Here is a 24,649-nt window from a genome sequence, read left to right as displayed (position 1 = left end):
CACAAACGGGTCATATGATCGAATCCATGGAAAAAATAGACAAGCTTGATCTAAGCATCATCAACTGCCTGCAAAAAGACGGTTCCTTGTCGCAGCGCGAGCTAGCCGATCGGGTCGGCCTCTCCCAGAACGCGTGCTGGCGCAGGCTTCAACGCTTGAACGCCTGCGGCATCATTCGCGGCACGCGCGCAGAGGTCAGCCTGGTCGCCCTGGGCCTGGATCTGACCGTCTTCGTCATGATCCGCACCAGCCACCATGCCAAGGCCTGGGCTGACGGATTCCGCCAGCACGTCGAACGGCTGCCCGAAGTCACGGAGTTCTATCGCATCGGCGGCGATTGGGACTACCTGATCAAAGTCGTCTGCCGCGGCATGGCAGGATACGACCGGTTCTATCAGAAGCTGATCACGGATTTTGAGCTGTCCACGGTGACGGGGTTCTTCAGCATGGAAGCCATTATCGAAAACCGACCGCCTGATTTGCGGCTGCTGGAGGATTGAGGGGAATCGGGCGGCGTCGCTGACGACCGCATGTTTTTTTTACCGGCTGCTTGAGCCTTAACGGTCATGTGTTTCAATAACGGCCGCATATGCCCTACCGTTCACAGGTTTAAATGGCAGCCGCCCTTTCAAAACGGCCCAGCGTTTCGCTTGCCCGTTGCCGGTGCAAAAACGGCAATGCGTCTACGGTGCCGCCAGCCCGTTAAAATGCTTCGCAGCGTGCAGCCCGGAACTTTCCCGCGGCACACTGCTCGAATTTCACTTATTCCCCCATCGCGGAGACTCGTCCGGCCATGACCCTCTAAGCCCTCCCCCAGATCACCGCTTGCGCTATGCGCAACGCGCCTTGTCGATTCCGGAGAGCTTTCCATGGCCCAGTCTTCTCACGCGCCCGCGCCGGCGCATCCTCAGCCGCCCGCGTCGGCGCCTTTCCTCAGCCTGCGTCACATCAGCCATGCGCTGCCAGACGGCCGTGTCCTGCTTCGCGACGTCAGCCACGACTTCGCCCCCATCCGCCACGGCCTCATCGGCCGCAACGGCGCGGGCAAGTCCGGGCTGCTGCAATTGGCGCAAGGCGTTATCGCCACACAAAGCGGCCGCATCGTGCGTCACGGCCGAATCGCCTACGTCCCGCAGGAACAACCACGATCGGACCTCGCCACCTTGGCCCAAGTCGCCGGCATCGCGCCGATTCTTGACGCCTTGTCCAACATCGAATCCGGCAGCACCCGCCAAGCGGATTACGACCTCGCCGAGGGCAATTGGCGCATCCGAGATGAATGGACCCGCATGCTTGCCGACGCGGGCTTACCTGCGTGGCAGACCAAACATCCCGCATCGGCCGCCAGTGGAGGCGAACTGACCCGCGTCGCGCTAGCCGGCGTCCTGATGCAAACCCCCGACGCCTTGCTGCTGGACGAACCCAGCAACCACCTGGACGCAGGCGCCCGCCGCTGGCTCATGGATCAGATCGCCGCCTGGCGCGGCGGCTTGATTGTCGTCAGCCATGACAGGACGCTGCTCGATGCCATGTCCTCCATCGTCGAATTGGATCGCGGCAACCTCAATGCCCATTCCGGCAACTATTCCGCCTACCGCGACCACCGCGACCGCTTGACCGCCGCGAACGAAGCGTCCCTAGCACACGCCCGCAACGAACGGGCCTCCACCCTGCGCACGCTGCGCCAGCAACACGATGCCCAACAACAACGCACCGCCCGCGACGCCCGCAAGGCCCGGGATGCGAACCAGGCGCCGATTCTGCTGGGAATGAAGAAGGCGAATGCCCAAGCCCATGCGGGCAGAGAGAACGTGCGGCGGCAGGATGCGGTTGCCGCGCTGGATGACGCGGTTAGGCAGGCAGCCGCACAGATTGATCAATCGGCCAACGTCGCACTGGCTTTGCCCGAAACAGCGGTGCCGCAGGGCCGCCGCGTACTGCATCTGGAGCATGCGAGACCGCCCTATCCAGCGGACGCTTGCGCGCTGACGATGACCCTGTCCGGGCCTTTCCGTTTGGCAATTCGCGGGCCGAATGGCTGCGGGAAGAGCGCGTTGCTATCGATGTTGGCGGGGGAGTTGATTCCGCACGAAGGCCTCTGCGACGTCCGCGTGCCGACCGCCATGCTGGACCAGCGGGCGTCCGTCATTCCGAAAGATAAGTCCCTGCTGGAGACGCTTCATGCGCTGGGCGCCACGTTATCGGAAGGTGAACTTCGCAGTCGGTTGGCGTTGCTGGGCCTGGGATCTGAGCAGGTCAATGCGCCCGCCGGGACCTTGAGCGGCGGGGAACGCCTCAAGGCTGCGCTGGCATGTGCATTGTGGCGGAAAGCGCCCGCGCAGTTGCTACTGCTGGATGAGCCGACGAATCACTTGGATATTGAGTCGATGGAGGCATTGGAGAAGGCGCTGCGAACGTATCCCGGGGCGATGGTGGTGGTGTCGCATGATGAGGCGTTTTTGGGGAGGATTGCGCCTACGCATGAATTGGTGCGGGGAGTTCGAGGCTGGCGGCTGACTGCGGTATGAAGGGTCGGCCGATGAGGGATCAATTAGCACCGTCGGCGCAGATATGACTGTGGGGAAGTTGCACAAACCTTTCACGCCTGCCGTCCTGAGAACGGCCCGGGAGTGTCAGTATTTTTGTGTTTGAGGCGTTAGAAGTCTGATAGTTGTTTCTATCAGGCTTATGGATGCTATCTCAGCGATACGGGTTGGTGAAGCGTTCTGCATAAATCACGGCGAACTGGTTCATAGCGGCCTTCCAGTCGTGCGTGGCGCTGCCCCAGGCTCCGGTGATGTTGCGCAAGACCAGCCACAGTAGCTTGGTGGCCGCTTCGTCGCTTGGGAAGTGACCTCGCGTTTTCACCGCGCGGCGCAGTTGGGCATTAATGCTCTCGATCGCATTGGTGGTGTAAATCACCTTGCGGATCGCCGGTGGGAACGTAAAGAACGGGATCACACGGTCCCAGGCCCGGCGCCATGCATCAGCGATCGGCGCGTAGCGTTGGCCCCAAGGGCCTTGCTCGAACTGCACGAGCGCGGCCAGCGCTGCCTCCACGGTCGCTGCCGTGTAGATCGGCCTTAGCGCCGCAGCCACCGTCCGGCGCTCTTTCCAGCTGGCGTATTCCAGGCTGGAGCGGATCAGGTGCACGATGCAAGTCTGCAGCGTCGTGGCCGGGAACACCGCGTTCAGCGCCTGCTCCATGCCTTTCAGACCGTCAGTGACAGCGATCAGGATGTCCTGCGTGCCGCGGGTCTTGAGCTCGTTGAACACCTTCATCCAAAACTTGGCGCCTTCGGTCTGCTCGATCCACAGGCCCAGGATGTCGCGCGTGCCGTCTGGCAACACCGCCGGCGCCAAGTAAACGGCCTTGTTGCGCACCACGCCGTCCTCGCGGATCTTGACCCGCAGCGCGTCGAAGAACACCACCGGATACATCGTCTCCAGAGGCCGCGTCTGCCAGGCCGTGACCTCCTCCATCACCGCGTCGGTCACCGAGCTGACGAACTCCAGCGAGACTTCCGTGCCGTACTGCTCGAGCAGAAACCCTTGGATCTCGCGCACCGTCATGCCGCGGGCGTACATGGCGATGATCTTGTCGTCGAACCCGGTAAAGCGGCGCTCGTGCTTGGGGATCAGGATCGGGGCGAAGCTGCCATCGCGGTCGCGTGGGATCTCCACCCGCAGCGGCCCGTCATCGGTCAGGACTGTCTTGGAACTCTTGCCGTTGCGTTGATTGGTGGCCTGCTCGGGGCGCTCGCCGCCGGCCGGATACCCCAGGTGGTGGCCCAATTCTGCTCCCAGGGCCCGTTCGATCAGCGCCTTCTTGAACGCCATCGACAGGTCCTGCACCGCCTCGGCGGTCATAGGGCCTTTGACGAATTGATCAACCAACTCTGCGGGAATCGCCGGCAGTTCCCTCAGCGGTGTCTTTTTCTTGGTAGCCATACATGCTCCTTGAGCAACATGTTAGGCCCCAAACACAAAATTTATGACACTCCCAACGGCCCCCCCAATTAGAGTTGGAAAGGTTCATGCTCAGCGAGAGGTACGAAAAGAATTGCTCAAACGACGAAAGCGCATGGAACGGGTTTTACCTGTGGAACATCCTCCACAGTACGTTCGACTACAGATCTGGCCTTTCGGGATCACTCTCACCTACGTCTTTGGCTGCCCTACGTTTCTTTAACCATCCGTCTGGATAGGGAGACGGGTCGAACGGCTTGATACCCAGCGAATGCGCCCTCGCGGAATACCCCCCTATCCCTCCCATCACAAACCCGAGGATTTTCAACCAGCCTGTGCGCCAAACATTCAAATCCAGAAAAATGACAGCGACACCGACAATCACAAAGAAGAATCGAAAAAACGGCTTGAAATTGCCGTCTCTGATCAATACAGACTTGAACGTTTCGGGCCATGTCTCTGACGAGTGATTTTTCATATTTCAGCAATTAAATGGAGTCGAAGCTAAAGCTGCGTACGCACTGGCCTGACTTCGCTTTGGCGCTGTAGCGGCCCCTATCCCGCCCAACACAAACCCACACAATTAAATCCCGCCTGTGCGCCAAACATTTAGTCGAAAGAAACATCGACCCCGGCAATCACAAAGACCAGTCGATAAAAAAAACTTGTGACTGGTCGACGCTCAAGAAACCTCCAGCTCCCCTTGCAGGTACGAAAGTCTTAACGCGGCAAGAGCCAAGCTTTACGCACCTTGTGAACTCTCAAAAACTTCCCGATGCGACGACCCACACACTTCGGTCATTCAACGAGACAGTTTTTTCTCCACTCAGGAAATTGAAAAGTTAGCATCTTGTAGACGTGATCTGCAGAATTACCAGATTTAAAGAATATATTGTCATTCAAATGATTCTTTACACGGTCTCGCACAGCATCAACCTCAACGCTATGCATACCCCCTCGCTTGCATAAGCAGCCGGATAGGCTGTCGTAGCACCCAAAATACCAACACCATCGATTTTCTTTTTGAAATCAAATCGGATGTATAAATCAGGACCGGGCTGATTTTCTCTTCTGGTGCAGGATTTACAGTCAACGCTGACGGAGGCGATCCATAATGAACGAGCAACCAGAAAGAGCAAGTAGCGTAAGTACCGCGCCAATCTTGTACGAATCGACCATATAATATTCATTATTATCATCGAAGAACAATTGCCAGGACTGAAACTTATGCTAGCCCATGGATATGCGCTTCCCGCAAAACCAACATAAATATTTCAATTTCCTTTGTTGACCTCCTCTTTTTGATCATTAATCCAATTCGGCGGATATGGCGGATCCTCAAAGGGGCGAATTCTAAGCATATAGGCCTGGGCAGAAAAACCACCAAAGGCCGCAATTCCCAACCCAACAATATACACCCACCCTGTATCCCAACGATATAGATCAGATATAACCAGCCCCCCCTCCGCAGAGAACAAGAATAATAATGTACCCATAACGCAAGTGCCCATCACGGACGGCAAGATTTTTTAGAAATCTCGACAATGTTTTGATCATTTCCAACACCTGCAATTTAGACACCCTCCCAGCACATTGAGCAGCAAAACTCCACTTGTAGCGGCGTTTCCTGCCGTTTTTCCGCCGATATCTATGAGTACTGAAACTCCGCATGCATGCGGATTCGGCATCAATAATTTCTTCATTATTTTGGACGCTCGCTTAGCGAAATGACCTAAGAAATGCGCTCCGGTTTCCGACAGCGCCAATTGCTGTACTAACCACGGCATCTCCAGCCCTCAAGGATCCGAGTACCTCGCTGCGGTGCCTTCGAACGTTACCAACCTCTCCCAGAGCGTGCGGAGAAACGGGACTATCTCCGTTTCTCGCACGCCGCGAGATTGGGCCGACTCGATTGATCTTCGATCTAATGACATTAATTAGAAGATCGAGTACACACCGGGACCCAATGTCGAGCGCTTGACTGACCATTTAAAGTCGCGGCGACTTATCCTTAAACGGCTTAACACCGACGCTTCCGGCCAAACCCGAGTATCCCCCAATCGCGGCAATGCAGAGACCGATAATCCCAAGACAAAAAGAAATTTCAGATCCGAAATATGCGCCCCCCCCAACCAACCCCTACAAGGAGCAACTGAATTGACGAACGAATATTTCCGTCCTTGATGATAATTCTCTTGATCGGTTTACTTGAAGGGGACCCCAAGATTCATTCCTTTAAGGAGATCACCAATTTCAGTAAATACCGGGGTGAGATTTTGGTATCGATACTGGCGCCAATAGAAGCGCTGCCAGTCATGGAGCCGAAGCTAAAGCTGCATCCGCACTGGCCTGACTTCGCTTTGGCGCTGTAGCGCCCCGTGTTTTGCTGGCTTGCTAAGGTCACGGGCGGCCGAAGTCGGCTCGGGTGTCCGGCAAGCACTACGACAGAACGAGCATTGGGCAGTCGCCGGATCATTCTCTTGCGCATGGTTTAGTTTAGCTTGCCTAACGATTATCGCCTCGGCCGAAGGGCTTTATCCGCACTGCGGCCGCTTTAGACGCATACATTCCGACGGCGCCGACCAGCATCCCTACTAATGCGATCAAATAGATATCAAGCCACAAACCAATCCCACACATCACTATTCCAAAAATCGAGAGCAACATACGATTCGGCCGCGTGAAATTGCCGTCCTTTATCAACGATTCTTTCACCCTGAACTTCCCTGCAAATTTATCTGCACACACACCTATCTTCAGCAGACTTTCCCAGTCGATTAAATACTAGACGAAAGACTGGAAACCTATCAGATTCCAGGCCGCTCAGCATTTTTTGAAAAAGGCTAGCCTGCATCAGGACACTTTTTTCAACACTGCGAAGGTGCGGGCGTCCGTTTGGTGTCACAGTCGAGGTTCATTAATTCACTTTGGAAACTCTAGGGAATATTCAAGGCTTCAGACCAGGCCCGGCATGCCTTTTCCGGCAGACTTTCGAGTTTCTAATTCCAGCAATTCAAACAATCTCTTCAAGCTGCTGGACATCCCCCACACCTTAACCGAAATACCATGAACGGAAAGCCGCAGTAACGGCGAACCGATCTGGTAAGGATGCACTTTTATATATTTAAACTCAAACTCATTTAGTGTAAAAAAACACCACACAAGCCGGTCATTATATACAGTCAATCTTGTAAGGATCTCGGTGGAATAAAGCACCCCTTTCCTGCACACAGTCGTAACGCGGACACTCAAGCGTTCAGAACGCCCTTTTTCCACCTTCCTCCTGCGACCAGGCACAAACCACAAAATCGAAAGCGCCAGAACCAGTAGCCCGAAACCTATCAAAATTGCATATTCTTGACCGACCTCGAAACGATATGCCTTCACTTTTCTCCTCCGCCAGATCTATAGGTCGGATCAACCGTCACATTTATCGGTAACACTTTTCCCACACCGACTCCACTCCCACTCCATTCACATATCTAGAAGGTAAGTACCACAACTTTTCGTCCCATGCTATGGGGTTACTTGGTGTCGTAAGGACCCCTGTCAAGTAGACATTGGCTGTTAGACGATCGGAGCAAGGGTTAACCGAAGCACGGGAAAGCCTTACCTGTCAAATCATAAAACAAATAACATTCATCCTCTCTTAAACTTCAAGTTACTCACTCACAAGCCCGAACGCCCCAGGGTCGAAATCAACTGGCCATATCGTTCCCGCATCATAAACCGCGCCATCCCAATCAGCACCTGTCGCATTAACGACGTCCATATTGGCGCGCTTTATGATAGCCCCTTTAAAACTGCAGAATCGAACATCCGCGTTTGAGAGATTTGCTCCTGTCAAATCAGCGGATGTCAAATCGGCCCCCACAAGCACAGCGCCTTGTAGATCGCAGTCTTTTAATATGGCGGACCTAAAGTACGCATTAATTAACTTAGCGAATCGAAATTTTGCACGAGAAAGGTCGGCACCTATAAATGCAGCATTTCTTAATAATGAATTGGAAAAATTACAGTCGTGAAGCACCTTGCCATCGAAAACTATTCGGTGCAGATTCTCTCCTTCAAAATTTGCGCCTACCAAGGTATCTAAATCCAATGTCAACGTTTCACCGGTCTGATAAATAAGAACAATCATTCATCCCCCCAATCCGTATAATCTACCTTTATCCCAGAAACCGACCTCACACTCCCTTTCATCGAGCTCGGCAGAACGCCTGGGGTCACTTCTATATCCCGCCCTAACAGACGGGACGCGATATATCTGTGATTGCCATCAATAATTACACCGCCGTCCATCTTAATGGGAGGCGGAGTTTCTCCCGCCAGCAGCCGATCAACATAACGCTGAATCGCTGGTAAGGAAACCGCTCCCTGCGCTCCCAATGCTGGGTCCCCACGCAGCGCTTCTTCTATTATTTCAGGTGTCACTTCCGCACCAGACCTAACGTGCGGCTTATCCGGCCTTTGTCCATCCCCATAATTAAATATTATGGTAGCGGAGCCAGGGGTTGAGATCGGCGAGGTTGTCGTAGTCCCGCCGATCGGCCCATTATTCTCCTGCCCCGGCACACCGGCCACGTTCGGCGCTTGGCCCGGCTGACCAGGCAACTGTGTCTCCGGAATCTTGCCGATGCCGTCACTTGGCGGAAGCCCGACCGGTGGAATTGCTTCGCCCGGCCGTCCCGGCAAACCCTCCGGCACATCACCCGCGATGAATTTCGTCACCGCAAGCAATAGCGCTTGGTTGTCCTGCAGCCCCGGCGCCTTGGCCATTAGTTCGGCCGCCAGAAGGTTGATCGTCAAATATTGTGCTGGACTGAGCACCGTTTCACGGCAAGTTGGCGAACGGAAACAAGCACTCACGCCCGCCATCCCTCCCCGCTTTAACAGAGTCCCCACACCGTTGTTCTCTGTCTCCAACCTTGCACTGCTAACCACCGTGGCAACGTCCGCCCCCAATCCGACAGACACTCCCGCCAACAGCACGGAAACCAAGTTGTTACGAGCCTCTTTGTCCTCACGAGACAACGCTGACCCGGCTTTTCCGCTGGCTGCGTCCAGAAGCGCGTTCAACACCGATGCCGCACCAGCCCCCAAGGCGGACGCCCCACAGCCATCAGCGTGTGCGGCACCGGCCGCGCAGCCCACCACCGTATGCAGTGCCGCGCGAGCGGCCTGCGCCTCAGCGCCATCTCCCAACATATCGGCGTAGAGTTTTACCTGCTGAGTCGTTAGTCCCTGCAGGTAATTCACAGCGCTGGCTCGAGCGAATTCGGAAGCGCCGCCTGTAACGTTGCCTGCCGCACCACCCAGGATCGCTGTGGCAATCAATCGATATTCGCCAGTTGGTCCCCACTTCGCTGCGTCTTCCAGCGCATCGGCTAGTCCGGCGATGCGTACAGGATCACCGCCGCCCACTTTCTTTAGCTCGTTGGCCAGTTCGCTTTCCAACGCATCCGCTTCCTTCGCCCGATTCGTCAAAAACTGCCCCATCTGCCGCTGGGCTTCCGACGCAATTTCAAACCCCGCTTCGATCTTCTCCTTGTCAAAGATCGGCTTGAGCGCATTCAGCGTGTCTGACGTGTCCCGGTTCAACGCCGAGATTGTTTCGGCAGCCGTATTACCGGTCAGCGCCAGTTGCCCCGCTTCATCACGAATGACGATCGTCCCGCCGCTGATGCCGCTTTGCGTCGTGGAACTGCTGTTGCCGCTTGCCGCGACCACGATCGGGGTGCCCATTCCAAAGCCGCTACTGCCCGTGGAAACGGACGTGCCCGCATCTTTGGACGCGCCCCCTGCGACTTGGCCGCCCTTGGTGGTGCCCAAGCCCGAGTCGCCTGACTTCCCACCAAACCCGAACCCGCCGCCGATGGACACCTGACTGCCGCTGTAGCGCGCCGTGTTCTTAAGATCTTCAGTGACCAGTGTTCCCGAGGTCAGCTTGTTCAGGCCGTCGGCTACCGCCTTATCGCTGCTGGCAATGACGCTGCCGATGAGTGTGGTGTTGTTCTTGACGTCAATCAGGAAACCGCCATCGCCAGCCCACAAGCCGGTTTGCTCAGTCACGGTATTGAAGTTGCTGTTTATCTTGCCGACGCCGGCGTTCGCCCAAGCATTGCTTGAGCCGTAGCAGTACGGCGGAATGCACAGACTTATGCCAAAACCCGCACTCTTGTTCTTCGAATCGTACTTACTGCTGTCTTGCAAGCTTTCCAGCAAGAGATTGCCGCCAACCGACGCGATGATCTGATCCGCCTTCGCGGCCGCACCCTTTAGCGTGGTGTCGCCGCCGGACTGGATCGCCAAGACATTGCCGGCGGTCACGTTGGTGTTGGTCCAGCTTTCGTCCTTGCCGTTGGCGTTGCCTCGACCCACCGAAGCGCCAAGTTCAAGCGTGAAGCCGTTTTGCTGCCCGCCGGAGGAGTAGCCGATACCGATACTGGCGCTGCTGCTCTTGCTGGTGGTCTTTTGCTCGAAGACGTTTCGCGCGGCCTCCAGCACGATGTCGCCTTCGGCTTTGAGCACCGCGTTGTTGCCAGCCGACAGCGTGGAGCCGGTGACCGTGATGTTCGAGTCCTTGCCCGCGCCTTGCGCAAGGACGGTCAGATCCTTGCCCGCGGCAACGGTCGACCCAAAGGCGCTTGAGGCGTTGCGGTCGGTTGTGCTGCTGCTCTTGCTGCTGCCTAGGCTGAGCTTGATGCTGACGCCGCCAGCTTGCTGGACCGCATTGGCGTCCTTCACATTGGCCGCTTGCTGGACGGCATCGTACGCGTTGACGGCTGCCAATGCAGTCGTCGCGCCCGCCAGCCCCTTCATCACGGAGTTGTCCGTTTTACCCGCAGCGTCAGCCATGCGCACGCCCGTCTGCACGGCATCGGCGATTGGAGTGCTGGCAGTAAGGGTCAGCCCAGACTGCTTGACCTCGTGAAATTCCCTTTCCTGTGTGGTGTCGAATGCCGCTCCGATGTTCACCTCTTTTCCGATCAAGGTGATATCGCCCTGGCGTGCAATGACGTTGCTGCCCGTGATGTTGAGCGACTTGCCGGCGTTGATCAGAACATCGCCTTCAACACTGCCAACGGTGCTGGCGTTGTGGAATACCTTTTTGCTGTCGAGCGAGTCCGTCTGTTTTCTGGAACCGTAGCTAAGACCCCCCATGGCGCCAAAGCCGGACTTCTTGACCATCTTGTAGTCGTAGCTGTCCTGGGCGTTCTGACCCGCTAGGATGTTGACGTCGCGCTCGGCGGACAGCACCAAGTCCATTTGCGCGCCGACGTTCGAGCCCGATACGTTCAGGTCGCGCCCTGCCATCAGGACAGCGGTGTCGCCGGTGAAGGTAGTGGCCAGGGACTGCTCCCAGTCAACTGCCTTTTTGATGTGCGTCGTCTTCGACGACATGAACCCTTTTTTCGTGTAGTGACTTTCGTCATACGCCGAGCCGGTCTGCACGCCCGCCATCAGGTTGATATCTCGTCCGGCACCCACGGCCAGCTGTTCGCCCGCCGTCACGTCCGCGCCACGCGCATTGACGTCCTGCCCGGCAATCAGCGTAAGGTTGCCATCCGCCGCAATGGACGAACCGACTTCCGAGCTGGTGCTCAGGTCGTGACGGTTCTTCTTGTTGCGGACCAGCGATTCACCGTGGCTTTCCTGCAGTGTGGCCAGGTTGATGTCGCGACCCGCCTGCAGGCGTGCGTCTTCCGTGGCGGTGACTTGCGCGGCCGTCAGGTTGATGTCGCGGCCTGCTTGCATGCTGAGGTTGCCGGCGTCGACGCGGGACACGCCCGAGATGTACGAACCCCAGGTGGCGCCGTTGTTCTCCGAGGCGGAGGTGGACGTAAGCGCGATGTCTCGGCCTGCGGACAGGGCGACGTTGTCGCCCTTGATGAGCGAGACCAGGTTGATCAGGTCTTCGCGTGCGGCGAGGTCGACGATGGCGCCCTGGATCAGGCCGCCGGCCTGGTTGACGATGTTGGCGGCGGTCATGACGGTGGCGTCGCGCGCGCCGATGGTGCCGCTGTTGGTGATGTCGCCGTCGGCGGCGAGTTTGACGTCGCGGCCGGCCATGAGCGTGCCGTCGCCCTTCAGGTCGCCTTCGCGCACCAAGAGGTAAACCTGCGGGACCAGCACAGTTTCGGTGGTGCCGTCGGGCAGCGTGATGGTCTGCTCGACCAGCCAGACCAGGTCGGTGGTGAGCTGGCGCTGCTGGGCGTCGGTGAGCGCGGCCCCGAGTTTGATGCCGTTGTTCAGGGCGAACTGTGCACCATCGGCGAGCAGTTGCTTGTACTGGCTGTCGTTGTCGCCAAAGCCGTCCAGGAAGCGCTGGCCGGTGGTGGCCAGGATTTGGTCGGAGACGAGTTTCTGTTCGTAGAAGCCGTCGCCCAGGCGACGGGATTCGCCGGACGGCGTGAGGAATTTTGCGCCGGCGGGAATCAGGGCGTTAAGACCTCCGGGGGTGTTGCCCAAGCCCGTCTTGATGGCGCCGGATGCGCCCGCGTTGCCGACGGGAGCGTCGGGCTGTTGCAGGAGGCCGAACAGGTAGTCTCTGGAGACGGACTCGCGGTTGCGACTCCAAAATAAATTCAACGCCGGACATTGGCTGCGGGATCGTATTCTTTTGGCAAGTACGGACTTTTCGGAGCACAACCAGCCACAAAACCGACTAGAACAATCATCGCCAACTTTGTTTTCACCGCGGACTGGCTCTTCATTCGCTGCCTTTCATCGTAAAAATTAATAATCGCGGTTTGCAAAAGACCTTTCGCTCTTGCAGTTTGCCTCATTTGCCGTACGCATCCCTCGGCTCTGCAAAGCGCATACCCCCAATATTTTCGCACTGATACGGGCACTTTTTTGTACACCGCTCTAGCATGGTTTGCGCCAACTTGTTCGCAATGCTCTCTGCAATGTTCTGCGCTGCCTGGGAAGGACCTCGACTGGAAAATTCGCGCAGCGATATCGGGAATGTGTCTTCGGCAAGGCCCCGATATTCCCCGGTCTCTGCGTCGTACAGTCGAATGTTGACGCCAACGCTGGGCTGGTACTGTTGATATCCGGCAAATCCGTTGGGCTCCCCAACTGCCACAACATACTTTGCACCGATGGTCGCAGCGTCTTCTTTCAGTGTGCTCGGCCTGGCCGATTTCGGGTCTGGCTTGCGGGTCCTAATTGTCGCTGCAATTCCCGCCGCATCCATTGCGATTGAAAGTTCGTTGTTCAACGCTATGCATACCGCTTCGCCTGCATAAGCAGCTGGATAGGCTGTTCTCGCACCCCAAATACCAAAACTATCTATTATCCTCTTGAAATTGCAATCAGATGCATAAATCAGAACCGGGCTGATTTTATCTTTGGGCGACGGGTTAGAATTTAAAGCTGCAGGTGGCGTACCCATAATGAATGAGCAACCGAAAAGGGCGAATGAAGAAATCTTTGCAAATGACTTCTAAATATCAACCATTGCAATCCCAGCATCCTCAACACCACATTTCAATCAGGACACCCCATCATTATCTGTACGTGCTCCCCACCATATTTCGGCAAATTTTTCATTAAAAAATCTGAAGATGAATTTCACTTCGGAAGCTGTCGGGAGGTTCATTCATTTCTTCGAATCAAAACGCGGCGTGCCTTTTCGGGCAGACTTCCGGTTTTCTAATTCCAACAATTCAAACAATCTCTTCAAACTGCTAGGCATCCCCCACACCTGAACCGAAATGCCATGAACGGAAAGCAGCAATAACGGCGAACCGATGCCGTAAGGATGCACTTTATATAATTAAAGTCGAACTCATTAAGCGTCAAAGAACACCACACAAGTCGTATTCGACTGACCGGTGGTTTGCTCCACCCTCCTTGCGACCGAAACAGTCAATTTCAAATTTTTCGGCCGATAGGCTCAATAATTTGTAACTTATTCACTTCAGCAGTACTTCTGAGCAGACGACACGGCTCATTTTCCTATATCGCTCGCGACAACCCAGGAGGAACACCAAGAGTTCCCCTATCCGAATCACTGAAGTCATCACCAACATTTTTTACCAACTGACTTCTTATGAAATTTACACTATTGGAAATGCTATTAACCTTGAAAAATCGGTTTTCCACACGTCCATTTCGAACAGATCACCATAGTTGTCTAGACTCAGCGTTACTAAAACGAGAATGCCGTCCTTATCGAAAAACTCTGTTTTAGCGATATCCTCGCCAAGCGCTCGACAACTTTTTTCAGAAACAAACGATAAGCTTCCCATATCACCATCATCCATTTCTTCCACAAGCAAATCCTCGAGCGGCCAAGAAATTTTTCTTTCACAGCCCGAGCATTCAATCATTTTTTTTAAGAAACCTATCTCAGCCGCCCGTAGCTTTCTCATCATCTAATCCTCGGGGGAGTTATCCGTCCCACATTAATTGTGCCGTCTGGCAATTTAAATGCGCTATATTCCAGCTTTGTGCCATTCACAGTCACGGAACCGGAATACTGACCTAGCCGCATTCCCGCACCGACCGTCGATATATCTGCCTGAATAGCAAGACGAACAACTTCGCGATCGAGTCCCGCCCGTTCCACGTGTCGAAAAGCGTGAAACGCTTGATTTTCTACCCTACCAAATGTGATGACAATATCATCCGCCACACCAGTGCGGATGGGTGCCAGGACCTTACCGGGAGCGCTCGGTATCAGTCCCCCAATTGGCGAGGGCGCAATCGCTCCGGTTTGGATCGCAACTGCCGTTTCAGTAGATATGACTCCTATGCTTACGGCATCGGCGGGATTAGCGATTGTCCAGCTTACTAGAGAGGGAGGAAGTCCCGCCAGCGCCGCAAAAGCAGCCACTCCTCCAGCGGCTACTGTCATATTGGCCATCAGATTTGCTACTTGAGCATTCCTTGTGGCCGCATCCGTTATCTTGGCGTCCTCCGGAAACTGAAGTCCATTTTTTGCGTAGAAATCAGCTACTAGAGGCAGATCTGCCTCGTACATTGCTGAATCGTTCCGCTGAAATGGGGGGGCGTAGAACATGTACCCACCGTCCGGGAGCATGCCGTGCGCCTGTTTCAAAAATGCCTGAGCTTCTGCATCCCAGTCTCCCGCTGCGCCCGTTTGCACCTGTCGGTAGGCTTGGGCGGCCAATTGCTGTATCGCATCCTCCTCAGATATCCCCTTCCTTGATGCATACAACTTGGCGTTCTTTTCAATCCATTCAGTCTCATCGGGATGGAGTTGGCGGTTGAACATGTTCGACGCAGCAGCTCCTCCTGCTCCGCTCAGGCCGCCCGTCCATCCCCCTGCCGCACTTGCGACCACATTCGTAATGACTTTCGAGACTTGGCTGCGGAGTTCGACAGGCAAGTCGGCCACCGCGAGAGCAATATGTTCCTGCACGAGATTGCTTGCTAGATCACCTGCAATAGTGCCGGCGATCGCCCCAGCGACGCTTCCTCCGCCTAACGCCGCTCCAATACCCGCAATGGCCGCGTGCAGAGCTATGGCACCAGGCTTACCTTCGCCCCAGAGCTCCTCATCCTTGCCCTTCAAATCCTTCAGCACATCCCCAGCAATCTGCATCCCCAACTGACTAAACGCCTGCTGGAACTCCAGTTGCTCGCGGACCTTGTCCTTGTCGAAGATCTGTCCGATGCTGCCATTCGCGCCCGCGGTATCGCGGCTCAGGCCCGCCGTGCTATCGCGGCCCGTCTCCTTATCTGAACGAACGTCAATCGTGCCCGGCGCAACGGCGGCGTAGGTGGTGCCCGAATCGCTGCCGCCCGTTTGGCCAAAGCTCAACCCCGACGGACCGAATCCATTGGCACCGCCTTTGTTTGCGATGTCGAAAGCGCCGGACATTCCCAGGTTCACGCCAGCCGTCGTGGACTTGTATGTCGCCTTGTTCTCAATGTTGGTAAAGCCGAACGTCTCGGTGGACAGCTTGTTCTTGGCTGCTTCCGCATCGCTGGCGATTACCGCCCCGTCCAGTTGCGTGTGCTTGCCGACGTAAATATCAAAGCCGCCGCTGCCCGCGTACAGGCCTGACTGCTCGATAACGCTGTCGTAGTTGGACTTGGTCTTGCCGATACTGGCGCCAATGTATGCGCTACCCGTCATGGAGCCGAAGCTGAAGCTGCCCCCCGCATTGACCTGGCTTTGCTTGGCGTTGTAGCGGTCTGTGTCCTGCTGGCTTACTATCGTCAGGTTGCGGCCAATGTCCGCGCGGATGCTGTCTGCGCGGGCTTGGGCACCCATCAGGGTGGTGTCCCGACCTGAGATCAGGGTCAAATTGTCGCGAGCGCTGATCTGCGACTCTTGGTACGTCGTGCCGTTACCGTTGGCGTTACCCTTTCCGGCGTAGCCGCTGGCGAAGATGTTAATACCACCGCCGCTGCCGCTGTCCGACACGCCGATACCGATGCCGACTTTCCAGCCGCTGTTCTTGTTGGTTGAGGTTTCTGTGGAAGTTTGCGATTGGCTAAGAAGGTGCAGGTCGTTGGTCGCCGCCAGCAGAACGTTCTTGCCGGTGACATCGCTTCCAATGATCGACAGATTGCCGGAGCCGGTGACACCCGTCTCGCCCAACGCAACGATGGAGACATTGCCGCCTGCCATGATGGACGACCCAAATGCGGTTTCCTGGCTGCGTTTCGTTTCGCTGACGGATTTGCTGGAGCCCACGCTGATTTGGATCTGCGCGCTTGCGGCTTCCTTCTGCGCTGCTTTGGCGTTGGGTGCATCGGCCGCGTCCATCATCCTGTCGGCTTGCACGGCCTGGTACGCTGCCTGCCCCACCTTGACCGCTGCAAGACGTCCGCTCTTGGCTTCTCCAGCCTGTTGTAGCGTGCCATGGATCTGTTGGGCTGCACCCAGCATGCCACCGGCCACGCCGATGGTGATTCCCGATTGCTTGAACTCGTGATACTCGTGCTGGCGAGCTTCGCCTACGCCTGCGACGATGGCCACGTTCCGGCCGGCGATTGAGATATCGCCATCCTGCGCCAGCACGCTGCTGGCGAACACACCGACGTCGCGTCCCGCATCGATGGTCACGTTGCCGCCGACGCTTCCTACCGTACTCGCGGAAAAGCCGCCGCTCTCTCCCTTCATCCAATCGGTCCTGGCCTGCTTGCTGTAGCCGATGTTGAAGCCACCGCCACCGCCAAGGCCCGATTTCGTGACCTTTTCGTATTGATAGTCCTTGTATGATTCTGCGGCCGCGGCGATCGAGATGTCCCGATTTGCCGCGAGCAACACGTCGTTATCTCCGACGACGTTGGAGCCTTGGACGCTCAGGTCCCGGTCGGCCATCAGCGCAACCGTGTCGCCCATGAAATTGGAGGCCTGAGCGAGCTCAAATTCACTGGCCGTTTTGGTATGCGTCGTCTTCGACGACATGAACCCTTTGGTCTTGTAGTGGGTCTCGTCGTACGCCGAGCCGGTCTGCACGCCCGCCATCAGGTTGATATCTCGTCCGGCACCCACGGCCAGCTGTTCGCCCGCCGTCACGTCCGCGGCACGCGCATTGACGTCCTGCCCGGCAATCAGCGTAAGGTTGCCATCCGCCGCAATGGACGAACCGACTTCCGAGCTGGTGCTCAGGTCGTGACGGTTCTTCTTGTTGCGGACCAGCGATTCACCGTGGCTTTCCTGCAGTGTGGCCAGGTTGATGTCGCGACCCGCCTGCAGGCGCGCGTCTTCCGTGGCGGTGACTTGCGAAGCCGTCAGGTTGATGTCGCGGCCGGCTTGCATGCTGAGGTTGCCGGCGTCGACGCGGGACACGCCCGAGACGTACGAACCCCAGGTGGCGCCGTTGTTCTCCGAGGCGGAGGTGGACGTAAGCGCGATGTCGCGGCCTGCCGACAGGGCGACGTTGTCGCCCTTGATGAGCGAGACCAGGTTGATCAGGTCTTCGCGCGCGGCGAGGTCGACGATGGCGCCCTGGATCAGGCCGCCGGCCTGGTTGACGATGTTGGCAGCGGTCATGACAGTGGCGTCGCGCGCGCCGATGGTGCCGCTGTTGGTGATGTCGCCGTCGGCGGCGAGTTTGACGTCGCGGCCGGCCATGAGCGTGCCGTCGCCCTTCAGGTCGCCTTCGCGCACTAGCAGGTAGACCTGCGGGACCAGCACAGTCTCGGTGGTGCCGTCGGGCAGCGTGATGGTCTGCTCGACCAGCCAGACCAGGTCGGTGGTGAGCTGGCGTTGCTGGGCGTCGGTGAGCGCGGCGCCGAGTTTGATGCCGTTGGTCAGGGCGAATTGCGCGCCGTTGGCGAGCAGTTGCTTGTACTGGCTGTCGTTGTCGCCAAAGCCGTCCAGGAAGCGCCGGCCGGTGGTGGCGAGGATCTGGTCGGAGACGAGTTTCTGTTCGTAGAAGCCGTCGCCCAGGCGGCGGGGTTCGCCGGACGGCGTGAGGAATTTTGCGCCGGCAGGAATCAGGGCGTTCAGGCCACCGGGGGTGTTGCCCAAGCCCGTCTTGATGGCGCCGGATGCGCCCGCGTTGCCGACCGGTGCGCCGGGCTGTTGCAGGAGGCCAAACAGGTAGTCGCTGGAAACGGACTCGCGGTTGCCGATGAAACGCGGGTCGGTGGCGACGACGTACGGGGCATCGGGTGTGCCGTTGACGGCGAAGAGTTGGCTGTCGGGAATCGTGGCCGGGTTGGAGACCGTGCGCACGACGTTGCCGCCGGGCAAGCCGAGGCTGGCAACCAGGACGGGGCCGGTCGCGGTGGCGGCGCTTGCGCCGGGCGCCGTGCCGCTGAGCGAGACCGACACGTTTCCGCCGGAAGTGCCAACGGGCAGCTCGATGGATTCGGCGGCGAGGGTGCGGTTGTAGGCTTCGGAGTATTCCTTGCGGTCGCTGTCGCGAGGCTGGGTGACGGTGGCCGTGCCGAGGCGTGTGATGACCCGCTGGCCGCCAGCGCCGATGTTGTTGATGGCCGGACCACTGACCGACAGGGTGCCGCCGGCCGCAATCTGGCTCTTGTCATTCGTAACGGTTCCAACCAGCGTCATCGAGCCGCCAGACAGAATCTGGCCAGGATCGGAAGAAAGGGTGCGGGTCTCGGTGATGGTCTCTTCGACGACGTAATACGTAAACGTGCCGACCAAGCGCGTACGGAAATCGGCATTGAACTCGCGAATGCGCTGATCCAGTTCCAAATACGCGGCCTTGTATGCAGCGTACGCATTCTCGTATGCGAGGCGCTGCTCCGCCTCTTGAACACACCGGGGTTGATTGCCGTAGCAAGGATTTGCGGGCTCTCTCCAGTAGGGAAGTGGCGCCGGAGGTGTCACGCCGAAAACAGACCACACTCGCGCGTCCAGGCTGTAGAGGAAATCCTCTGGAACGTCATAGCACTCACCGGCATCACCACCATTGCACGTATAGACGGCCGGTTTGTAGGCCAAGGAAATGGGCGTATTGACACCGGACTGGCCCCTGCCGCCGCGCGTGTAGTCGAACGGCGGACCGTAACGTTCGTAGGGATACCTTGTGGATGGAAGCAGAAACCTGCGCTCAGGATCGTCGTCCAGCCAATCTGGCGTTTTGCCGCAAAGCGCGGTGACCTTGTCGCACAACCAATGCGTTTCCATGTCGTACATGTCGGTCGTGCCAGCCGGGGTCACGTAGATTTTGGGGGCCTTCTGAACCGGCACAACTTCGCTGGCGTAATTTGTATTGATGTTCTGCAGCGACACCGCGGAAATCACCGCGTTGCCCGCAGCCTCAATCGTCGCCGACGCATTGACGAGCGACGCAGCCTGCCCGATCGCCTTGCGATTCGCGTCCAGCGCGCTCCCAATGCGCATATCCCCGGCCGCGTAGATCAGCGCATGTTCGCGATTCACGAGCGAACCCACGCCGATATCCAGATCGCCGCGGGACGCAATGACCGCGCCGCCGCCGGGCCCTGCTCCGTTGACGATTTCTCCCGCACGGATAGCGATGGTGTTGCCGTAGATGCGGCCGAAGTTGTCGACGCGGCCTGCGTTGATGTGGGTCGCGCCGCCGTCGATGAGGCCCGAGTTCGTGAGGCCGTTGGTGACGTTGATGGTGTTGTTGCGTCCGGCCAGCAGCTCACCGCTGGCCTGGTTGTTGAGCGCGTTGGCCGTGATGGTCAGGTCACGGCCAGCGCTGACGGTGGCGCTGTTGTCCATGTTGCCGCCGACCGACATCGTCAGGTCGCGGCCGGCGGCGAGGTCGCCGGTCTGGTTGAGCGATCCGGTGTAGGTGAAGGACAGGTCTTGCGCGGATTGCAGCAGGCCCAGGCCTTGCAGCGCCTGAATCGTGACCGCGAGGCGTTCGCCGGCCAGCAACTCGCCCTGGTGGTTCTTCAGCATTGCGGCCTTGATGGTCGCGTAGCGCTCAGCGGCGATGTTGCCGCCGGTGTTGTCCAGCTCGCCGGTATCCAGCGTCAGGTCCTGGCCCGCACTGATGGCGCCGGACTGGTTGTTGATGCCGCCGGCGACGATGGTGGCCGTTTTGGCCAGCACGCCTTTGGGCGGCGATCCGGATGCGGTCAGCGTGGCGCGGTTGTCCAGGCTGGCGGCGTTCAGGGTCAGGGTGTCGTCGGCCTGAATCAGGCCGCCCTGGTTGTCGACGGCGCCGGTCGCAACCAAGGTGAGATTCGCGCCGGCCAGCGTGCCGCCGGCATTGCCGATACGCGAGGCATCGATGCGTGCGTCGTTCGCGGCGGCGATCAGGCCGGCGGTGTTGTCCAGTTCGCCACCCAGTTTGACGATGGCCTCACTGGCAGACGTGATCTTGCCGTCTTGATTGCGCAAGTTGGAGGCGGCGATGTCGACGCTGCCGCCGTGCAGGACGGCGTTGCGCGTGGTGATGTCGCCGGAGGTTGTGAGCCCGAGCTTGCCGACGGCCGAGACGTTGCCGCCGGACAGATCCATACCGCCTGCCACCAGGGTCATGTCCCTTCCGGCCGCGCTGATGCCCGGGTGCGTGATGAAGGCTGCGGTCAAGTTGACGCTGCCGGGCAGGCTGAGCGTGCCGTCCTCGCCGACACCGGCGATGAAGCGGCCGCTGTTGTTCAGCGCGTTTTTTGCCGTGGCGATGACGTCGCCACCCGCGAGCACCGAGCCGGTGTTGGTCAGGCCGGTATCTGACAACAGCGAGGCTGCGCCTGCCGCGGACACAATGCCTGCGTTCTTCAAGAGGCCGCCGGACTGGAGGTCGATGTCCGCGGCGGATTGGATGCGGCCGTCGGCCGTGGTTGAGAGCGCGCCCTGGGCAACGATGGTGACGTTGCCGGCCTGGGTGGCCGCGACGCCGCCCAGCGTGGCGTCGCCGCCCGCGCGCAGCGTCATGGCTTGTCCGGCGGCAGCCGAACCCATGAGGTTCAGCGCGCCGCCCGCGGTGGCGGTCAGCGCTGCGCCCGCTTGCAGGCTGGACGCAGAACCCGTGTCGAGATTGCCGTTTTGCGTCTCCAGCTTCAGGTCGCCTTCCAACGCGGCCACGGTGCCGTTGAGGGTCATGCCACTGCCCGCGCTGAGGGTTTGCGTGATGCCTGCCAGCATGCTGCCGGCGGCAAGCAATGTGCCTTGCGCGGTGGACGTGAGCGTGCCGGCGGCTTGCGCCAGACCTGCCGCACCGACCGCGACGTTGCGGCCGGTCAGGGTCAGGTTCGCATCGCTGGCGGCGGTGCCGTCCACGCGCGCATCGCGCGCAGCCGACAGCATCATGTCGCCCACGGACGCCAACGCTCCGGCGGCGCTGACGTCGCGTTGGGCTTGCGCCGTGAGGGTGCCCGCCGCCTGCAACTGCGCGCCCTGCTTGGCGATCACATCGCGCCCGGTAACCAGCAAATTGCCCGCGCCCGCCTCGCCCAGCGCAGCAGCCGTGCCGCCCAGACGCGCATCGCCGGTCGCCGCCAGCGTCAGGCCGCCGCCCGCGACGATGACGCCGTCGGACGCCAGGTCGGCGCCCGATTGCGCGATGAGGTTCTGCGCGGCCTGCATGCGGCCGGTGGCGCCGACGCGCAATTGCCCGCCCGCGTCGGCGGTCAGGTTGCCGGCAAGCGCCGCCACGGTGCCGTCGACGCCCAGATTGCGCTGGGCCGTCAGGCTCGCGGGCGTGCCCGCCGTGACGAGGCCAGTCACAAAGAGATCCCGGGTGGCCTGGGCTTGCAGCAGCCCTGCCTGACCCGCGGCAGGCTCCGCGGTGCCTGCGGTGCCAGCGACGCGCAGGTCCTGGCCTGCACCGAGGAAGAGATTGGCGTTGCCTTGCGCCAGCCCGCCCTGGCCCACCGTCAGGTCCGTGCCCGCTTCGGCGCGCAGGGTGCCGTTGGCGACCGTCTTGCCGTTCAGTTCGGCGCGGGAATCTGCGGAAAGATGAATGTCGGCTTCACCGGAGACGGCGCCATTTGCGAGCAGGTTGCCGCCTGCCAGGGCCGTCAATTGCTGCGCGGCCTGCAGGGTGCTGGCCGACCCGAGCGTCATGTCGCCGCCGCTGGCGGCTTGAAGCGTGCCAGCGTCGGCCAGTAGCGTGCCGTCCACCCGGAGACTGCCTTGCGTAGTGACCTGCGCGGATTGGCCCGCGATGAAGGCGCCCGCCAGCGACGCGTCGCCTGCCATGGCGATCACCGAGCCGTCCGCTTGCTGGCGTGAGGCGGAAGATGTCGCTAGAGTTTCGCCCGCCTGCACCTGCAGATCGCCAGTCGCGAGCGTTGCGCCATCAAGCGTCATGTCGCGCGCCGCCTGCATCGACAGGTCTTTCAGCGACGTGACCTTGCCCAGGCTTTGCAGGCTGCCGCCAGCCGTCAGGCCAACGGGACCGGCCGCCGCCAACTGTGCATTCGCGCCGAGAACGACGTCGCCGTCGGTCAAGACGGTCATGCTGCCGGACGCGGCGGTGATCGTGCCGTCGACCGCCAGCGTCTGGCCCGCCGTCAGCGCAGTGTTGCCGTTGGCGCGGAGCGTGCCAGCCAGCGTCATGCCGGCGCCCGCCTTGGCGGCAATCTCGCCTTCGGCGTCCCATTGCGCGGGTGCGTCCATGCGCAGATCGCGCGCCGCGTCGATGCCGATGCGGCCGGTGGCGGACCCCTTGCCCGTCACCCGTGCGTCGCGCCCGGCCATCAGCGACAAGTCGCCGCGCGCGCCGACAAGTCCGCCCAGGTTCAGGTCCGCGCTCGCACGTATCTGGGCGGGTCCCCCTGATTGAATCTGAGCGGTCGCCCCCGTCGTCAGGTCGCCGCCAGCCTGCGCATGCAACGCGCCCGCGGCGGTGACTTGGCCTGGCAGCACCATGTCGCGGCCCGCCTTGAGCGCTACCGCGCCTGCTGCTGTGACCAGACCGCTGGAATTCGTGCCGACTTGCGCCGCGCCGGTGGCGGTGCCCGCCGCGCCGCCGTTGCCCGCGTTCGAACCGCCCGCCGCCGACCCGGAGCCAGACCCCGAACCGGAACTCGAACCACCGGAGCCCGCGTTCCCCGTGCCTGCGCCACCGCCCGGCGGCGTCCCTCCCGGCGCGATGTCGCCGCCGATCCGCACATTCCGCGCGGATTCAACCCGCACGTCTTGCCCGCCCATCAGCAGCGAGCCGCCCAACGACAGATCCTGCCCGGCCGCGACCCGCAGCGCTCCCTGCGTCTGCACCGCGGCTTGCGCGGCGATGCTTACGTTGCCTGCCGCGTTCACATCGATCGAACCGCCCGCGCCCACCGCCCCCGAAATCGCGGCATTGCCGCCGGCGGCCAGCGCCACGTTGCCCGCGGCTTGCGCGGCGCCGTCCACCGACACGTCACGCCCGGATGCCAGCCGCAGATCCCGCGCCGCCTGCACGGCGGCGCTGGGCGCGATACGGACGTCGCCCGATGCGCTGACTTCCAGGTTGCCGGTCAGTGCAACCAGGTTGCCGCCCACGTTCACGCCGACGCCGGCCTCGGTGCCGATCAGCCGGATGCTGTTGGCGTACATTCCGCCCAGCGCCGCGGTGTCCAGCGCCACGACGGGCGCCGAACCCTCGCCTGGGCCAGCGGTCGCGTTGCCGGTGGCGTAGTCCACGCGCGCCGCACCCGCCGTGACGTTGAGCCGGTCGGCCCAGACGCCGGCGTTGATTTCCAGCGTCCGCGCGATGAGGTCGACCTGGCTGGCGGCGGTGCCGTTCAGCCCCTGGCCCTCGACGCGCAGCTTGCCGCCAGCCACTTCCAGCGCGATGTTGCCGTCAGGCCCCACCTGCGGACGGCCCGTGGTCAGCGTGGCGCGATCGGCGTTCAGAAAGCCGCAACCGTTGCAGGTGATACCTGCCGGATTGGCGACGACGACGTTGGCGCGGTTGCCCGCGACTTCAAGCGTGCCCATCAGTTGCGACGGGTTGGGCGCGGTGACCTGGTTCAGGATGGTGGTGGCGCGCTGGTTGCCCAACATGACATTGCCGGCCACCTGGCCGGCCAGTTGCGTCTGGCTGGCGCCGCCGCTGTTGTTCAGCACCACGCCGGACGGTCCCACGTTGAACTGCGTGTAGCGGTTGTTGGACACGCCGCCCGCCGACGGCGGCGCGATGTTGACGACCGGCACGCCGTTGGTGACGCCCACGGTCGGCTTTTGCCCAGCCACGTTCTTGTCGACGGAGATCGGCAGCGTCTGCGCCAGCACGGGCGTCCAGACCTGCGTGAAGACGATGGACCAGACAATCAACGAACGAAGCTTGGACATCATGCGCACCTGACG

10 protein-coding genes are annotated in these 24,649 nt (G+C 59.8%); 3 read left to right on the top strand and 7 right to left on the bottom strand.

Annotation, left to right across the window (positions count from 1 at the left end; all coding sequences use genetic code 11):
• Positions 1–26 precede the first annotated feature (26 nt).
• Together KVT32_RS00350 and KVT32_RS00345 are read left to right on the top strand one after the other, a co-directional pair.
• On the top strand, positions 27–500 hold the full coding sequence (locus KVT32_RS00350) for an Lrp/AsnC family transcriptional regulator (protein ID WP_056324093.1): 474 nt from the start codon (positions 27–29) through the stop codon (positions 498–500).
• Positions 501–869: 369 nt separating this feature from the next.
• Positions 870–2,528 carry an ABC-F family ATP-binding cassette domain-containing protein gene (locus KVT32_RS00345; protein WP_217617485.1) on the top strand — a complete coding sequence of 553 codons (1,659 nt, stop codon included), beginning with the start codon at positions 870–872 and terminating at the stop codon, positions 2,526–2,528.
• A gap of 172 nt (positions 2,529–2,700) precedes the next feature.
• On the opposite strand, the gene KVT32_RS00340 is transcribed toward KVT32_RS00345, so the two are convergent.
• On the bottom strand, positions 2,701–3,951 hold the full coding sequence (locus KVT32_RS00340; protein ID WP_152384857.1) for an IS256 family transposase: 1,251 nt from the start codon (positions 3,949–3,951) through the stop codon (positions 2,701–2,703).
• Positions 3,952–6,164: 2,213 nt separating this feature from the next.
• Here KVT32_RS00340 and KVT32_RS00335 point away from each other — a divergent pair.
• Positions 6,165–6,341 carry a hypothetical protein gene (locus KVT32_RS00335; RefSeq protein ID WP_217617484.1) on the top strand — a complete coding sequence of 59 codons (177 nt, stop codon included), beginning with the start codon at positions 6,165–6,167 and terminating at the stop codon, positions 6,339–6,341.
• 583 nt (positions 6,342–6,924) lie between these two features.
• On the opposite strand, the gene KVT32_RS00330 is transcribed toward KVT32_RS00335, so the two are convergent.
• The 6 genes from KVT32_RS00330 to KVT32_RS00305 form a co-directional block, all read right to left on the bottom strand.
• On the bottom strand, positions 6,925–7,356 hold the full coding sequence (locus tag KVT32_RS00330; protein WP_152384858.1) for a hypothetical protein: 432 nt from the start codon (positions 7,354–7,356) through the stop codon (positions 6,925–6,927).
• Between the two features lie 274 nt (positions 7,357–7,630).
• Positions 7,631–8,110, bottom strand: a complete 480-nt coding sequence (locus tag KVT32_RS00325) for a pentapeptide repeat-containing protein (RefSeq protein ID WP_217617483.1) — start codon at positions 8,108–8,110, stop codon at positions 7,631–7,633.
• The gene (locus KVT32_RS00320) at positions 8,107–12,561 is read right to left on the bottom strand and encodes a hemagglutinin repeat-containing protein (protein ID WP_254636710.1); all 4,455 of its coding nucleotides are present in this window, start codon (positions 12,559–12,561) and stop codon (positions 8,107–8,109) included. The genes KVT32_RS00325 and KVT32_RS00320 overlap by 4 nt, the downstream gene beginning before the upstream one ends.
• A gap of 193 nt (positions 12,562–12,754) precedes the next feature.
• On the bottom strand, positions 12,755–13,369 hold the full coding sequence (locus tag KVT32_RS00315; RefSeq protein WP_152384861.1) for a hypothetical protein: 615 nt from the start codon (positions 13,367–13,369) through the stop codon (positions 12,755–12,757).
• Between the two features lie 667 nt (positions 13,370–14,036).
• A complete protein-coding gene (locus KVT32_RS00310) occupies positions 14,037–14,354 on the bottom strand; it encodes a hypothetical protein (RefSeq protein ID WP_152384862.1) in 318 nt (105 codons plus the stop codon).
• Positions 14,351–24,574 (bottom strand): hemagglutinin repeat-containing protein, encoded by a 10,224-nt coding sequence (locus KVT32_RS00305; RefSeq protein WP_217617481.1) that lies wholly within the window; start codon positions 24,572–24,574, stop codon positions 14,351–14,353. The genes KVT32_RS00310 and KVT32_RS00305 overlap by 4 nt, the downstream gene beginning before the upstream one ends.
• Positions 24,575–24,649 lie beyond the last annotated feature (75 nt).

This window comes from Achromobacter sp. GbtcB20 (genome assembly GCF_019091095.1).
GTDB lineage: Bacteria > Pseudomonadota > Gammaproteobacteria > Burkholderiales > Burkholderiaceae_B > Achromobacter > Achromobacter mucicolens.
This window is presented reverse-complemented; position numbering and strand designations above follow the sequence as displayed.

Coding starts and splice junctions, on each gene's coding strand:
- KVT32_RS00350 (WP_056324093.1), top strand. CDS start 27: ATGGAAAAAATAGACAAGCTTGATCTAAGCATCATCAACTGCCTGCAA.
- KVT32_RS00345 (WP_217617485.1), top strand. CDS start 870: ATGGCCCAGTCTTCTCACGCGCCCGCGCCGGCGCATCCTCAGCCGCCC.
- KVT32_RS00340 (WP_152384857.1), bottom strand. CDS start 3,951: ATGGCTACCAAGAAAAAGACACCGCTGAGGGAACTGCCGGCGATTCCC.
- KVT32_RS00325 (WP_217617483.1), bottom strand. CDS start 8,110: ATGATTGTTCTTATTTATCAGACCGGTGAAACGTTGACATTGGATTTA.
- KVT32_RS00315 (WP_152384861.1), bottom strand. CDS start 13,369: ATGGGTACGCCACCTGCAGCTTTAAATTCTAACCCGTCGCCCAAAGAT.
- KVT32_RS00310 (WP_152384862.1), bottom strand. CDS start 14,354: ATGATGAGAAAGCTACGGGCGGCTGAGATAGGTTTCTTAAAAAAAATG.